The 14,890-nt window shown below is 77.1% G+C and carries 11 protein-coding genes; 4 read left to right on the top strand and 7 right to left on the bottom strand.

All coding sequences use genetic code 11. From position 1 onward, the window contains the following. Positions 1-4: 4 nt before the first annotated feature. Positions 5-1,291, bottom strand: coding sequence for a phosphopyruvate hydratase (eno, locus tag ACYX4T_RS25060; RefSeq protein ID WP_476011931.1), 1,287 nt, complete (start codon positions 1,289-1,291; stop codon positions 5-7). Between the two features lie 168 nt (positions 1,292-1,459). Here eno and ACYX4T_RS25055 point away from each other — a divergent pair, with 168 nt between their 5' ends. Then, the gene (locus ACYX4T_RS25055; RefSeq protein WP_476011930.1) at positions 1,460-1,891 is read left to right on the top strand and encodes a tetratricopeptide repeat protein; all 432 of its coding nucleotides are present in this window, start codon (positions 1,460-1,462) and stop codon (positions 1,889-1,891) included. Between the two features lie 132 nt (positions 1,892-2,023). Here ACYX4T_RS25055 and ACYX4T_RS25050 read toward each other — a convergent pair whose 3' ends face one another. Next, a complete protein-coding gene (locus ACYX4T_RS25050; RefSeq protein WP_476011929.1) occupies positions 2,024-2,929 on the bottom strand; it encodes a lytic transglycosylase domain-containing protein in 906 nt (301 codons plus the stop codon). Positions 2,930-3,319: 390 nt separating this feature from the next. Here ACYX4T_RS25050 and ACYX4T_RS25045 point away from each other — a divergent pair, with 390 nt between their 5' ends. The 3 genes from ACYX4T_RS25045 to ACYX4T_RS25035 all read left to right on the top strand — a co-directional run bounded on the left by ACYX4T_RS25045 (position 3,320) and on the right by ACYX4T_RS25035 (position 8,807). After that, positions 3,320-6,481, top strand: coding sequence for an arabinosyltransferase domain-containing protein (locus ACYX4T_RS25045; protein ID WP_476011928.1), 3,162 nt, complete (start codon positions 3,320-3,322; stop codon positions 6,479-6,481). 89 nt (positions 6,482-6,570) lie between these two features. Beyond that, complete coding sequence (locus tag ACYX4T_RS25040) at positions 6,571-7,917, top strand: hypothetical protein (RefSeq protein WP_476011927.1); 1,347 nt, start codon at positions 6,571-6,573, stop codon at positions 7,915-7,917. Next, positions 7,914-8,807 (top strand): glycosyltransferase family 2 protein, encoded by an 894-nt coding sequence (locus ACYX4T_RS25035; protein ID WP_476011926.1) that lies wholly within the window; start codon positions 7,914-7,916, stop codon positions 8,805-8,807. Before ACYX4T_RS25040 ends, ACYX4T_RS25035 begins: the two co-directional genes overlap by 4 nt. Positions 8,808-8,817: 10 nt before the next feature. Here the strand turns inward: ACYX4T_RS25035 and ACYX4T_RS25030 are convergent, their stop codons facing one another. The 5 genes from ACYX4T_RS25030 to ACYX4T_RS25010 form a co-directional block, all read right to left on the bottom strand. Then, on the bottom strand, positions 8,818-10,344 hold the full coding sequence (locus ACYX4T_RS25030) for an alkaline phosphatase family protein (RefSeq protein ID WP_476011925.1): 1,527 nt from the start codon (positions 10,342-10,344) through the stop codon (positions 8,818-8,820). A gap of 2 nt (positions 10,345-10,346) precedes the next feature. Then, on the bottom strand, positions 10,347-11,285 hold the full coding sequence (locus ACYX4T_RS25025) for a Gfo/Idh/MocA family protein (protein WP_476011924.1): 939 nt from the start codon (positions 11,283-11,285) through the stop codon (positions 10,347-10,349). After that, positions 11,282-12,205: a glycosyltransferase family 2 protein gene (locus tag ACYX4T_RS25020; protein WP_476011923.1), complete on the bottom strand. Its 924-nt coding sequence runs from the start codon at positions 12,203-12,205 to the stop codon at positions 11,282-11,284. Before ACYX4T_RS25020 ends, ACYX4T_RS25025 begins: the two co-directional genes overlap by 4 nt. An 80-nt stretch (positions 12,206-12,285) precedes the next feature. After that, the gene (locus tag ACYX4T_RS25015; protein WP_476011922.1) at positions 12,286-13,755 is read right to left on the bottom strand and encodes a hypothetical protein; all 1,470 of its coding nucleotides are present in this window, start codon (positions 13,753-13,755) and stop codon (positions 12,286-12,288) included. Positions 13,756-13,786: 31 nt separating this feature from the next. Beyond that, on the bottom strand, positions 13,787-14,836 hold the full coding sequence (locus ACYX4T_RS25010) for an ABC transporter ATP-binding protein (RefSeq protein ID WP_476011921.1): 1,050 nt from the start codon (positions 14,834-14,836) through the stop codon (positions 13,787-13,789). Positions 14,837-14,890: the final 54 nt, after the last annotated feature.

Genomic DNA, 14,890 nt, shown 5'->3' with positions numbered 1-14,890 from the left:
CGGCTCAGGCGTCCGGGTCGAAGCGCGGGAAGGCGAGGTCGCCGGCGTAGCGCGCAGCGTCGCCGAGGGCCTCCTCGATGCGCAGCAGCTGGTTGTACTTGGCGACCCGCTCGGAGCGGGCGGTGGCGCCGGTCTTGATCTGCCCGCAGTTGGTGGCGACGGCGAGGTCGGCGATCGTCGTGTCCTCGGTCTCGCCCGAGCGGTGGCTCATCATGCAGCGGTAGCCGTACTGCTGCGCGAGGCTGACTGCGTCGAGGGTCTCGGAGAGCGTGCCGATCTGGTTGACCTTCACCAGCAGCGCGTTCGCGGCCCGGCGCTCGATGCCCTCCTCGAGCCGCTCGATGTTGGTGACGAACAGGTCGTCGCCGACGATCTGGATGCGGTCGCCGATGTCGCCGGTGAGCTTGGTCCAGCCCTCCCAGTCGTTCTCCGAGAGCGGGTCCTCGATGCTGACCAGCGGGTACGCGTCGAGCAGCTCCCCGTAGTAGGAGCTCATCTGCGCGGCGCTGCGGGTCTCGCCCTCGAAGGTGTAGACGCCGTCGGCGTAGAACTCGCTCGCCGCGACGTCGAGGGCGAGCACCACGTCGCGGCCGGGGGTGTAGCCGGCATCACGGATCGCCGACATGATCAGGTCGAGTGCCTCGCGGTTGTGCGGCAGCTTCGGCGCGAAGCCGCCCTCGTCGCCCAGGCCCGTCGACAGGCCCTGGGACTTGAGCACCTTCTTCAGCGCCTGGTACACCTCGGCGCCCCACCGCAGGGCCTCGCGGAACGACTCGGCGCCGATCGGCGCGATCATGAACTCCTGGACGTCGACGCCGGAGTCCGCGTGGGCGCCGCCGTTGAGGATGTTCATCATCGGCACCGGCAGCACGTGCGCGTTGGGGCCGCCGACGTAGCGGAACAGGTCGAGCTCGGCGGACTCCGCGGCCGCGCGGGCCACGGCCAGCGAGACGCCCAGCAGCGCGTTGGCGCCGAGCCGGGACTTGTCCGGCGTGCCGTCGAGGTCGATGAGCTTCTGGTCGACGACACGCTGCTCGGCGGCATCGATGCCGACCAGCCCGGGACCGATCTCGTCGAGGACGCCGGCCACGGCCCGCTCGACGCCCTTGCCCAGGTAGCGCGAGTCGTCGCCGTCGCGCAGCTCGACCGCCTCGTGCTCGCCGGTCGACGCCCCGGAGGGCACCGCGGCGCGGGTCAGCGTGCCGTCGTCGAGCGCCACCTCGACCTCGACCGTGGGGGTGCCCCGCGAATCGAGGATCTCCCGTGCGCCGACCTGCTCGATGACCGCCACGGACCATGCCTCCGAACGCTGTGTGAACGCTGATCGTCTCGCCGCGCCCCGGGGCACGGCACGTCGCCCGCATCGTAGACGCCGCCGCTGACCCGATCGGTGAGCCACGCACGGACCGTCCGCGAGCGGCCCTCGCGCGGTCGTCGGAGTCGGCATACGGTGACGGGGATGTCCGCCGCACAGCCCGACCCCGACGGACCGGACGGCACCGGGGCGGTGTCGGCGGTGGACGCCTTCCGCCGTGCCGAGGACCTCCTCGAGCGCCGCCGGCCCCTCGACGCCCTGAAGATCGTCGTCCCGCTGCTCGAGAGCGAGCCCGAGGCGGCGTCGGTGCACCTGCTCGCCGCCCGGGCCTACCTCGCCTCCGCGCAGTTCCGCCGCGCCGAGGCGGGCTTCCTGCGCGTGCTCGAGCTGGACCCGTCCGACCACTACGCGCGCTTCGCCCTGGGCCGCACGTTGCAGCGCCAGAGCCGGCTCGAGGAGGCCAGGACCCAGCTGCGCATGGCGGCGGCGATGGACCCGCGCCCCGAGTACCAGGAGGCGCTCGGCGAGGTCAGCGCGAACATCGCCGTGCGGTCGGACCGCGCCGGCGGCGGGTGACTTATCAGCGAAGTGCCGTTACGGACGTTCAGTGTCCGTATCGGTACTTCGATCATGCACCGCGGTCGCGTTCAAGATCGAAGGAAGAATACGGACGTTGAGTGTCCGCAACGGCACTTCGCTGACACCTCGCTAGGCCCGGTTCGCCGCGGCGTAGGAGTCGGCGGCGGCGTAGACGCGGCGGCCGTACTCGTCGGAGTAGTTGTACGAGAGCACGGCGTTGCGCCAGCCCGGGCCGGTGGCGAGGTCGCGGCCGCCCGCGCAGAGGTAGCGGCCTGCGGCGAGGGCGGCGTCGTCGATGTTGTTCGGGTCCGCGACGCCGTCGCCGTTGCCGTCGGAGCGCCACTTCGCCCAGGTCGACGGGATGAACTGCAGCGGGCCGACGGCGCGGTCGAGCGCGGTGTCGCCGTCGAGGACGCCGCGGTCGGTGTCGCCGATGGTCCGGTTGCCGCCGGTGCCGTCGAGCGGGACGCCGATGATCCGCGGGGTGACGTCGCCGTTCGCGGCGATCGAGGCGCCCCGGTAGCGGCCGTGGTTGGACTCGATGCGCGCGAGGCCCGCGATCGTGACCCACGACAGGTTGCAGCCGGGCTCCTCGGCCTTCACCGCGAGGTCGGCGACGCCGTAGGCCTGCACCGCGCGGGCGGGCACGTCGACGCGGCTCGCGATGCCCTCGGCCCAGCTCGCGAGCGACGTCGGGGCGCCACCGCCGGCGGGGGCGCGCCCGGGCAGCCCGAGCGACGGCGGGGCGAGCGCGTCGGGCTGCGCGACCGTGCCGAGCCGGACCGGCGCGGGCTCGACCTCGAGCGCCGGGATCTCCTCGGCGCCCGCGTCGGGCCGCCCGAACTCGCCCTGCCGGCTGACCAGCACCACCGTCCCGACGACGGCCGCGAGCAGCACGACGACGAGCCCGAGCCGCCCGAGGACCGCGAGGCGGCGCCGCGGGGCCGTCCCCTCCGCCTCGACACCGCTGCGCACCGTCGAGCGGCGCGGGGCCGGCTGACGGTCGCGGGAACCGGGTTCGGTCGGCGCGCTCATCGTGCGGGAGATTACGCGGCGGTAGACAAGGCCTCCGGTTCGCCCGGGCGGCTCAACCCTCGAGGACCGTTCGGCCCCGGGAGCAGCATGGTTGCCTGTCCCTGGAGCAGCCGGACGTAGGCCTCGTACTCCCCGACCGCCTGGTCGATCATCGACGTGCGGGTCCGTCGTGGGGGGTGCCGCGACCGGCGCGGCCGGGGACGGCCGCGCGGCGGCCGGGGCCGGCGGAGCACCACCGCACGCCGCGAGGCCGACCACCGCTGCGAGGGCGCCGACGAGCCGCAGGACCTGGCGCGAACCGGTGCCGGGCACGTCGAGTCTTCAGTGAGGCTCACCTTGCTCGTGGCCCCGGTGGTGACAAGGCTCGAGCTGTCGCGAGGATGAGCACCCGTGGCATCGGCACGCGGCACGGCCCGCACCGCGTCGGCCGCCTCGGTGGGCGCCGGCGTCGCCGCGCTCGTCGCCGTGCTGTGCGCGCTGCTGCTGCCCTTCGCCCCGGTGTCGGTCAACGAGCCCACCGTCGATTGGCCGGTCGACCCCTCGCGTCCGGAGTCGACGCTGCTCACCCTGACCGCCTACCGTCCGCTCGCGGTCGACATGCGCTTCAGCTGCGATGTCGCCCGCCTCGCCGAGCAGGCCGGGCAGCCCGGTGCCGGCGGGTCCGGAGGGGCGGGCGTGGTCCTCTCGACCGCGCTGCCGGGGTCACCGGAGGCGGGGTCCACCGGGCTGCTCGTCACCGCCGCCGGTGGCAGGGTGACGGTGCGGGCGCTCGACCGCGTGCTGGTGGACGAGCCGCTGCCCGCCGGGCCCTGCCACTACAGGATCACGGGCCGCAGCGCCGGTCGTCCCACCGACGTGCGCCCGCCCGAACCCGCCGGTGGGCCACGTGCCGCAGGCGCCTTCGCCGGACCCGACGACGCGGAGCTGGTCGTCACCCGGGACGGGCGCGAGCTGGCCCGCGCCGTCGACGACCAGCTCCCCGACGTCGACGTCCTGGTCAGCTCCGTCACGACGCTCCCGCGCGCCCTCGCCGGGGACCTCGCGGTGCGGCTGCGTGTCGACGACGAGTTCACCAGCACCCCGACCCCGCTCAAGAGCGCGCTGACCGCCGCACTCGTGCTCGCCCTGGTGACCGCGGCCGGTCTCCTGGTCCTGGCCGACCGCACCTCGCCCGGGGCCACCCCCCGGCGGTTCCGGTGGCCCGGGCGACCCCGGGTCGTCGACCTCGCCGTGCCGACCGTCCTGGTGGCGTGGACGTTCGTGGCGCCCGCCACCGACGACGACGGGTACTTCGCCGCGCAGGCCCGCAACGCGGTGCTCTCCGGCGAGGTCGGGAACTACTACCAGTTCTACGACCAGAGCTTCGTCCCGTTCACCTGGGTCTCCCAGGGGCTGGGCGCCTGGCAGCAGCTGGTCGGGTTCGGGACGGTCCCGCAGCGGGTCCCGGCGCTGGTCCTCGGGGTGCTCACCTGGCTCGTGCTGCGCCGTGTCACCGCGGCGGCGCTCGAGCAGCCGGCGGGGTCGCCGGCGCCGGGACGGTGGCGGACCCGTGCCGGCCCCGTCGTGCTCGGTGTCGTCTTCCTGGCGTGGTGGATCCCCTACGACATGGGTGTCCGGCCGGAGCCCGTGGTCGCGCTGTGCGGCGTGGCCACGATGCACGCCGTGCTGGTCGCCGGCCGCGACCGGAGGCTGGCGCCGGCGTGGATGGCGTGCGCGATCGCCGGGGTGGGGTTCGTCGCCCACACCACCGGGGTCACCATGATCGCGCCGCTGGTCGCCGGACTGCCCGCCCTGTGGCCGGTGCTGCACGTGCCGGGCGCGCGCATCGCCACGATCGGCCGTGTCGTGGCCGTGGCCTCGGGCGCGTTGACCGCACCGCTGCTCGGGTTCGCCGACGGGGCGCTGCGCGACTTCCGGCGCGGGCAGGCGCTCTTCCTGTCGGTGCTCGACCAGGACGGGTGGACCGCGGAGATCGAGCGGTACGCCTCCCTGCTCGACCAGGTCGCCATGGGCAACTTCGCCAAGCGCGCGGCGGTGCTGGCGTGCCTGGTCGCGCTCGCGTGGTGCGCGGTGCTCGCGGTCGCCGCCCGGGCGCGGCGCCTCCCCCTGCCCGCACCGCTGGGGCTCGCGGCCGCCACCACCGCGTGGTCGTTCGTGGCGCTGGCCGCGGCCCCGTCGAAGTGGACCCACCACTTCGGCGCCCTCGCCGGGGTGGGCCCGGCGTTCCTCGGCGTCCTGCTGATGACGGTGGTGCCCCTGTCCCGGCGGGTGCTGGGCGGGGCGAGACCGCCGGGTGGGCTCGTCGCCGTGGCGACCGCCTCCGTCGTGCTGGCGCTCGCGCTGGCCTGGCACGGACCGAACACCTGGCCGTACGCCTGGCTCGCCGGAGTGCGCACCCCCGACCAGCCACCCTCGATCCGCAACGTCGGGCTGGACAGCCCGCTGCTCTGGGCGCTCGCCGTCGGGCTGGTGGCGCTCGCCCTCGCGTGGCGGGGCCGCCGGCGGGACGCGCTGTGGGCCCTGCCGATCGTGGTGGTGGTCTCGCTCGCCGCCACCACGGCCTACACCGTCGGGACGTTCGGCGTGGCCGCCGTGCGCGGGGTCCCGCCCGGCTCGGTGTGGGAGCGGACGCTGGCCGATCCGCTCGGGTCGGGGTGCGGCGCGACGGCGACCCTCCGCGTGCTCGACCCGTTCACCGCGCGGCCGCTGGCGCCCGCGGGCCTGCCGCCCCCGCCCCCGGCGGTCGGCTTCGTGCCCGACGGCGGGTACTACGCGAACCACCGCCCGCAGGGCAGCGTCACCACGGGCTGGGGCAGCCTCGTGGCCGGCGGCGCCCGCTCCGCGGACCGGAACACCGGGGAGGTGTCCACCGGCTGGTACGCGCTGCCGGGAGCGCGCGAGGAGGGATCGAGGGTCACCGTGTCCGCGGCGGGGACGCTCGGCGAGGGCAACGCCCTGGTCGCGGTGTACGGACGGCGCGTCGGGGCGTCGGTGGTCCCCGCCGGCGAGGAGGCGCTCGCCGACACCCTGCGCAGCCCGTCGTGGCGCACACTGACGCTGACACCGCCGCCCGGCAGCGACGTCGTCCGTCTCGACGCCGTGGACGGCACCGGGGACCGTCACGGCTGGCTGGCGTTCACCGCGCCGGCGCTGGCCCGGTCGGTCGGGCTCCTGGACCTCCTCCGGGACCGCCTCGGCCCCGACGCCCCCGTCGCCCTCGGCTGGCACGTGGCCTTCGCCCACCCCTGCCTGCGGCCGCCCGTGGTCGTCGACGGCATCACCGAGCCACCGGCGGCGGCGATCCTGCGGGTCGACGGTCCCCGCGCCGCTCTCGACGACATCGCGTGGCAGCCCGGTCGGGGCGGGGTGTTCGGGCAGGTGGCGCGCAGCCAGTCGGTGCTCGCCCTCGCGACCGTCGGCCCGGTCGACCCGGACCTGCGGGTCTACGTCCTCGACACCCCCCTGGCCCGGGAGGCCTTCACCCTGACCACCGGGCGGCGGACCGTGCCCGGGGCCCGCGCCGCGATCGATACGCCACCGCCGCCGAGGTGAGGCTGCCCTCACCTGCCCGCTAGGGTTCCCGTCGTGCCACGCCCCCCGCTCCGGGCCCCGACGGCCCCGGCCCCGGCCCCGGCCCCGGCATGAGCGTGTCCCCGGGAGCGACGCGGGCCCTGCGCCTGCGGGCCCCCGTGCGCGCCGGGCTGCTCGGCAAGGCGGCCGAGGCGGTCACCCTGGTACTGCTCGCGGTCCTCGTGCCGCGGGCCCTCGGCCCGGCCGACTACGGCCGGTTCTCGGTGGCCCTGACGGTGGTCGCGGTCGGTGCGGTGGCCATGACCCTCGGCGGCGCCACCCTGCTCGCGCGCTACGTCCCGGCCGCACCCGCGCCCGAGCGCCCGGCGCTGGCCCGGGCCCTGACCCTGCGGCTGGCCCGCCACCGGGCGTGGGCGTGGGGGGCGCTGGCCGTGGTCGCCACGGCGCTCGCGATCGCCGATCCGGCGAGGTTCCCGCCGCTCGTGACCGCCTTCGTCCTCCTGGCCCTCGCCCTCAACGTCGCCGCCACGCTCGCCCTCCAGGCGGATCTCGGGCTCGGCCGCGCCGGACCGTGGTGCGCCCGCTACCCTCTGCAGAACGCCGCGCTCGTGGTGGCGGTGATCGTGCTGCACGACCTCGCGGGGTCGACCGGCGCGGCCGGGGCGATCCTCGTCGCGGCCGCGGTCGGCGCCGGGCTCGGGGCGGTCGCCGCCCGCCCCCTCCTGCGGGCGCGGCAGCATCCCGTCGTGGCGTGGCCCGAGGGCGCGGCACGGTTCGGGGTCCTCCAGGCCACCAGCGGGGTGCTGGTCCAGCTCACCCAGCGGGGCGGGATCGTCGTCGTGGCGGTCGTGGGCGGAGCCGCGGCGCAGACCGGGTTCGCCGCCCTGGCGCTGGGCGTCGCGCTGGCCGCCACCTACGCGGTGGTGCAGGTGTTCACCGTCTCCCTGCCCACGCTCGCCGAGCGCGACGACACGCAGGCGGAGACCGGGCCGGAGATCGGGCCGGAGCCGGAAGCGGAGGCGGCCCTGCGCCGTCTCGCCGGGCGGCTGTTGGTCGTGGTGCTGGTCGGGGCCGTCGTCGCCGCACCCCTGCTCGACCTCGTGATCCCGGTGGTGTTCGGGCCCGGTTTCGCCGGGGCCTCGGCGGCCTTCGTCCCGGCGCTGGCGCTGGTCGTGCTGGCCCCGGTGAACGCGCTGGCGGTGCAGGCGGCGGCGCTGCGGCTGCGACCGCAGGCGACCCTGCAGGCGGCGCTGGGCGGGTTCGTGGTCTTCGCCGCGACGGCCGCGCCGGCCGCGTCCTCCTGGGGGGCGGCGGGGGGGACGTCCGCGGCACTGCTGGGGGCCGCCGCCTCGGCCGTCGTGGCGATCCGCGTCCTGCCCGGCGCCGTGCGGACCCGGCTCGCCGTGGCGTCCCTGGCCGGTGCCGCGGCCGTCGTCGCGCTCGGGGTGCTGACGTGACCGACCCGCGCCTCTCGGTCGTCGTGCCGACCCGTGACCGGCCCGACCGGCTGGCGGTCTGCCTGGCCGCGCTGGAGCACCAGGACGCGACGGACCTCGAGATCGTGGTGGTCGACGACGCGTCGCGCGACACCCGGGCCGTCGCCGACGTCGTGGCCGCCGCTCCCCGCGCACGGCTCGTGGCCGGCGCGGGGCGGGGTCCGGCGGCGGCCCGCAACGCCGGGGTCCGTGCCGCCCGGGCGCCGGTGGTCTGCTTCACCGACGACGACTGCGAGCCCGTGCCCGGGTGGGCGCGGGCCCTCGCGGCGCGGATCGCCGACGGCGCCGAGGCGGCGGCGGGACCGACCCGCAACGCCCGGCCCGCCAGCGCGCTGGCCGCGGCCTCCCAGGCGATCGCGAGCCACCTCGCCGAGGCGGGCGTCGACCCGGTCACGCAGCGGATGCATTTCGCCCCCACCAGCAACCTCGCGTGCCGGGCCGACGTCTGCCGCGCGGTGCCCTTCGACGAGCGCTACCCGCTGGCCGCCGGCGAGGACCGGGACTGGTGCGAGCGGCTGACCGGCGCGGGCTACGCCCTGGTCTTCGAGCCCGCCGCCCTGGTCGGCCACCACCAGGTGCTCTCGCCCGCCGGGTTCTGGCGCCAGCAGGTGCGGTACGGGCGCGGCGGCTACCGCTTCCACACCGACGCTCGTCGCCGGCGCGACCGGGGCGAGCGCGCGCCCCGCCTCCAGTCGCCGGGGTTCTACGCCGGGCTGCTGCGTCGTGGGTTCGCCGAGGGTCCCCGGGCCGGGCTGATGGTCGGCGTGGCCCAGGTGGCGACGGCCTGGGGCATGGGGCTGGAGGCCGCCGGATCGATCACCTCGGCCCGACGGCGGAGCCCGGGGGCCTGACCCGCTCAGGTCACGCGCGTTCCAGGAGGGGCTCCCCGGGCAGTCCGGTCGGGTCGACACCGGCCAGCGCGGCCGCGGTCGCGGCGATGTCGGCGAGCCGCGGCGGGCGGGACGTCGCGCGCACCCGCGAGGCGCCCGGGACCACCAGCGCCCACGCGTCGCCGGCGGTGTGGTTGCCGGAGCGGCCGCTGCCCCCGCCGCGCCGCTGCACGGTGCCGAAACGGTCGGAGACCACGGCGTCGAGCCGGGTGGCGGGCCGGTCGCTCCACCGCACGATCAGGTCGGGCAGCCGGTCGGAGTGCGCGCCCGTCTCAAAGGTGTCCGCGACGCGTTCGACCGCGGCGACCGACGGGGTGCCGTCGGGGTCGCGGAAGGTGCCCAGCCCCTCCGCGATGCGGTCCATCAGCGCCTCCGCGTCCTTCGGGTCGACGATGCCGTCGCGCTCGCGCCCGGCCAGGTTGAGGCGGATGTAGCCCTGGTTGTCGGCCGGCTGGGCGAAGGCGCGGGTGGAGCTCCAGTCCCGTCCCCGGAGCTCGAGGCGCTCGGTGAGCATCAGCGCCACCCGGTCGGGCAGCGCGGACGCGACGCGGGCCCGCAGCCCCGTCGGCACGGCCGCGCGCAGCTTCCACACCGCACCGGACCCCGGCGCGGGCCGGTCGCCGCCGGCCGAGCCGGCGCTCCCGGCGGGACCTCCGTCGAGCACGGCGTCGAGCATCTCCGGCATGAGGTCGGCCCGGCTGGTGTTGACATCCATGCCGACCGGCGAGGTGACGACGACATCGGTGCCCTCGGGCAGCCCGGCCAGCACGCGCCCGAGCGCGGCGTCGACGCTCTGGTACACCTCCTCCAGGGCGCCCGAGAGCACGTGGCGGGTGGCGTCGTCGGCGTGCTCGTCGAGCTGCGACAGATCCCAGAACTGGTGCCCGGCGACGTGGCCGGCGCTGAAGGTCAGCCAGGTCAGGTCGAACCGGTCCCGGGCCAGCAGCAGCGTGGCCGCGTCCGCCGCCCGGCCCGACGCGGCGAGCAGGTCGCGCCGCAGGCGCAGCAGGTCCCGGGGGGAGCTGCGCCCGAAGACCTCCTCGACCGCGGCCGCCGGCCCGAACAGCCGCTCGAGCCGGCCGCGCGCGTCCGGCGGGGACGACCACGGCTGGAGCACGACCCGGTCGGTGAACTGCCAGCCGCTGACCACCGTGCCCGCGGGCGGGCTCAGCGGCGCCCGGCTCTCGTAGGGATCGAGGGCGAGGGTCCGCGCCCCCGGCCGCTCCCAGACCGGGGGCGGCGCCTCGAAGGCGGTGGTGTAGCGCACGCGCTGCTCCGCCGCCGACCACTGGAACGGGTAGAACAGCCCGTGGTCGGCGAGCTCGGTGCCGCTGTAGAGGGTGTGGAACGCGCCGGCCGCGAAGTGCGTGGCCGGGGTCCGGAGCTCGTGCCACACCCCGCGCTCGCGCAGCCCCGCGAGGGCGGGCAGCCGGCCCTGGGCGAGCATCCGGTCGAGCACCGCGAGGCTCGGGGAGTCGAACTGCAGAACGGCGAGCATGCCTACCCTTCCGGGGCCGCGCCGCGCGCGAGCGCCCGCACGGCGTCGATCGTGGTCATCACGGCGACGCCGTCGGCGGCGCTGCCGAGGGTGGGTGCGGGCTCGCCGCGGACGGCCCGGGCGAAGGCCTCCACCTGGGCGGTCAGGGAGGCGACCAGCGGATGCGGTCCGGGGGACGGGGCGAGGCGGCCCCCGACGGCGGCGACCAGCCCGCCTCGACGCCGCCGCCCGAGCCGGCGGCCGTCCGGCCCGTGGACCTCGACGCGCTCGCGGTAGGGCCGGTCGGTGGCGCAGCGGACGTGCGCGCGGGCCGCCCCGAGGGCGAGCTCGAACGCGGCCCGCTCCGGGGTGACCGTGGCCGCGACGACGGAGGTGACCTCGGCCCCGGTGATCCAGCGCGCCAGGTCGACCAGGTGCGGGCCGAGGTCGAGCAGCGCGTCGTCGGCGACCGTGTGCGCTCCCCACCCGGCACGGCGGTAGGCGATCTCCAGGGACACCCGCACCCGCTCCCCGCGCGGCGTGGCGGCCCGCAGCTCCTCGGCGCCGACCTCGAAACGCCGGTTGAACGCGATGCGCGGCGCGGGGGCGAGCGCGGCCAGCTCCGCCGCCCCGCCGCCGTCGGGGGCCGGCGGCTTCTCGACCAGCACGGGCAGGCCGGCCGCGGCCGCGACGCGGGCGTCGGCCAGGTGCGCGTCGGCCGGTGTCGCGACGATCAGCCCGTCCGGCCCCGCACCGGCAGCGGTCAGCGCGCCGAGCAGCTCGCCGGCGCCGGCCGCGGCGGGCACCCCGCCGGCGACCTCGGCCACCGCACGGCGACGGGCCGGGACCGGGTCGGCCACGCCGACGAGGGTCACCCCGGCGGCCGCCCGGAGCGCCGGCACGTAGCCGACCTCGGCGAGGCGCCCGGCCCCGATGAGCGCGAGCCGTACCGGCCCGGTCATCGGGCCCCCGCCGACCGGCGGCGGTCCCGCAGGTGCGCCAGCAGCCCGGCCGGCACCGAGGCGACCGCGGTGAGGTGGTGCACCACGTGCAGCCCGACCCCGACCACCGCCTCCCCGACGCCGCGGCGGCGGGCGAGCAGGGCGTAGAAGTCGCGGTTGAGGCCGACCAGGACGAGGACGGCGCCCACGGCGACGCCCGGGCGCCGCACGGCCGTCGCGAGCACCGCGACCGTGCAGGCCAGCGCGCTGAGCCGGTGCCGCCAGCCCAGGTTCAGGACCGTCGCGACGCGCCCGGTCCGCCCGGTCCTCAGCACCAGGGCCACCCAGGGCACGCCGCGGCGGGCGAAGTCGGTCGCGACCATCGTCCGCAGCGTCCACGCCTTGAGGTGCGTGCCCTGGATGGTGGGGTCCAGCTCGATGCGGGCCCCGGCCGCGACCAGTCGCACGCCGAGGTCGACGTCCTCGACCGACGGGTGCGGGAAGCGGTCGCCGTCGAAGCCGCCCACGGCGAGGAACGCCTCCCGCCGCACGGCGCCCAGGCCCGACCAGAACGTCTCGGCCGGGCCCGCGGCGCCCTGGTGGACGTGGTGGTGCAGCAGGTTGCGGAAGGCCGCGACGGTGCCGCCGGCCGGAGGGCTGTCGTCGTAGGACCCGAAGACGGCGGTCAGCTCGGGTCGCGCGCTGAAGCGGGCGGCGATGCGGTCGAGGGCGTCCGGATGGATCTCCACGTCGGCGTCGACGAACACCACGACCTCGCCGGCCGCACGCCGCGCCCCGAGGTTGCGGGCCTCGCAGACCGTCAGGTCCGCCGGCCCGTCCACCACGACGACCTCGCCACCGGCACGCTCGATCGCCGCCACCGCGTGGGGCAGGGTCGCCGGCCGGTCGGTGGCCGGCACGACCACGGAGAGGGTGGGCATCGGCGAGGACCCTAGTGCCCGCCCCACGCCATCCGGACGCGGGTAGGTGAGGCTCACCTTGGTGCCTGACTCCTGCGGCATCACGGCCCGGGGCAGCCGACCGCGACCACGGTCCAGCGGTCGCTGACCCCGAGCACCCGCCCGCCGCGCACGGTGGGTGCGGCGAGGGCGGGGTCACCGCTGCGCAGGATCGCGACGCCGGGACGGCCGCCCAGGGAGTACCCGACGGTGGCGAGCGGGACGTCGAGGGCCCACGCCAGACCCGGCCGGGCCTGCAGGTCGATCGGGCGCGTCGCGTCGATCGCCAGGGCGCCGCACCGCAGCAGGGCGTCGCGGCCGCCGGCCTGCGCGACGGCGCCGTCGAGGTCCGCCTCGACCTGCGCGCGCTCCCCGGCCTCGGTCACCTGACGCGGCAGCCAGCCGACCCGCGGCAGGGCGAACGGCACGACCGCGGCGACCACGAGCGCGGCCACCGCCGCCCGCGCGCCTCGGGCGCGGACCGCGACGAGCGAGCGGGCGACCCCGATCCCGGCCAGGACGCAGAGCACCGCGGCGGGCGGGGCGAGGAACCGGCTCAGCGCGGCATAGCCGAGCAGGGCCGCCATCGCGGCCACCATCGCGATCCAGACCAGCGCCGCGCCCGCCAGCACGACCGGGGTCCGCGCCCGGTGGCGGACCGACCAGGCCACGCCCACGGCCGCCGCCACCCAGACCGGCACGATGACGAGGCCGCCCAGCTGGGTGCTCGTCCCCACCAGCCGCTCCGCCGCGCCACCCTCGAGGACCTGCGCCCGGGTCGCCCCGCTCCAGGGGTCACCGGAGATCAGCCAGTCCCCGCCGAGCCACAGCACGGGCGCCGTGGCGAGGACGGCGACGAGCGCCGGGAGGAGCACCGGCCACCGGGCGCGGTGCGCGCGCAGCAGCCAGCCCGTGTACAGCACCAGGAAGGGCCAGGCCTCGGGCCGCAGCAGGCACGCCGCCGCCCCGAGGGCCACCGCGACGCCGGGCCGGCGGTCGAGGTGGCAGAGCACCGCGCCCAGGCACAGCGCGACCAGCAGCGGCTCGACGTTGCCCTGCAGGACGAGCCGAATCCAGCGGGACTCGGCGTCCGGGGTGAGCAGCAGCGCCAGGACGGCGACCAGGCCCGCGACGGGACCGGCGAACCGCGCGGACCCGGCCGATCCCGGGCCGGCGGTGGGGGCGGCGGTGAGATCCGCGGCGAGCCGCGCGGCGAGCCGGTAGGTCAGGCCCATCGCGACGAGGCCACCGGCGCGGGCCAGCACCAGCCACAGGTCCGGTGCGGCGCCACCCGCGTAGGACAGCGGCGTCGTGATCAGAACGGGCAGGGGCTTCCAGGTCGGCCCCCCGGCCGTGCTCACCGTCCCGCGCGTGGCCTCCCGACCCCACAAGAGCCAGGCCCAGGGGTCGTAGCCGAGGGCCGCCGGCGCCGCCAGGGAGGCGACGGCGAGGGCGGTGCTGACCGCGAGGAGCAGCAGCGTGGCCGCCCCGGGCCGGCGGGCCGTCGGGTGGCCGGCCGGGGCGGTCCGCACGCCGGCCTGCGGTGGGGACGTCACGAGGCGTCTAGGTGGACGCCGAACCGGACGCCCCGAGCACGGTCACCGAGCCCCGGACCGCCACGCGCACCCGATCGCCCGCGCGCCAGGCCGCCGAGCCGGGGTTGCGGCTGCGCAGTCGCAGGCCGCCCGCCAGCTCGAGCCGCACGAGCTGGTCGTGGCCGAAGTAGGAGCGCCCGAGGACGACCGCCTCGGCCGCGTCCTCGGGCGGGCCGCCGGGGCCGTCCGGACCGATGACCAGCCCCTCGGGGCGCAGCACGATCTCGACCGGGCCGCGCAGCGCGGTGTCGACCGGGAACCGGCCCAGCGGACACTCGGCGACCCCGTCGGCCGCCGTCCCGGGCACGACGTCGGCGTCGCCGAGGAACTCCGCGACCCAGCGGGTCGCGGGGTCGCCGTACACCGTCGGCGGGGGCCCGACCTGCTCGATCCGCCCGTCCCGCAGCACGGCCACCACGTCGGCCAGCGACAGCGCCTCCTGCTGGTTGTGCGTCACCAGCAGGGCGCTCGCACCGGCGGCGCGCAGGACGCCCGCGACCTCCTCGCGCAGCTCGGCCCGCAGGCCCTCGTCCAGCGCGGCGAACGGCTCGTCGAGCAGGACCACGTGGGGATCCGTGGCCAGCGCACGGGCGAGCGCGATCCGCTGCCGCTCGCCTCCGGAGAGCTCGTGGGGGTAGGCGCCGGCGCGATCGGCGAGCCCGACGAGCTCCAGGCACTCCTCGACGCGACCGGGGCGCGGCCCGCCGAACTCGAGGTTGGCGCGCACCGAGAGGTGCGGGAAGAGGGCGCCGTCCTGGAACACCATGCCGATGCGGCGCTTGTCGGGTTCGACCCACGTGCCGTGACCGGCGACCGTGATCCCCCCGATGGCGACCGAGCCGGCGTCGGGCGCCTCGAACCCCGCGATCAGACGCAGGAGCGTGGTCTTGCCCGACCCGCTCGGGCCGACGAGCGCGACCAGCTCACCCGGTCCGATCCGCAGCGACGCCCCGGCCACCGCGGGGTGGTCGCCGAACGCTTTCTCGAGGTCCACGGCGTCGATCGCGGGAGCCCCCATGGTTTGGATACCCTAGCCTATGCTCGGGTCGTGTCGCGGCGTCCCGCACGGGCC

The sequence above is a fragment of the Actinomycetospora sp. ABD4_176 genome (assembly GCF_056311855.1).
The sequence above is the reverse complement of the archived record's forward strand: the minus strand, read 5'-3'. Positions and strand labels throughout refer to the sequence as shown.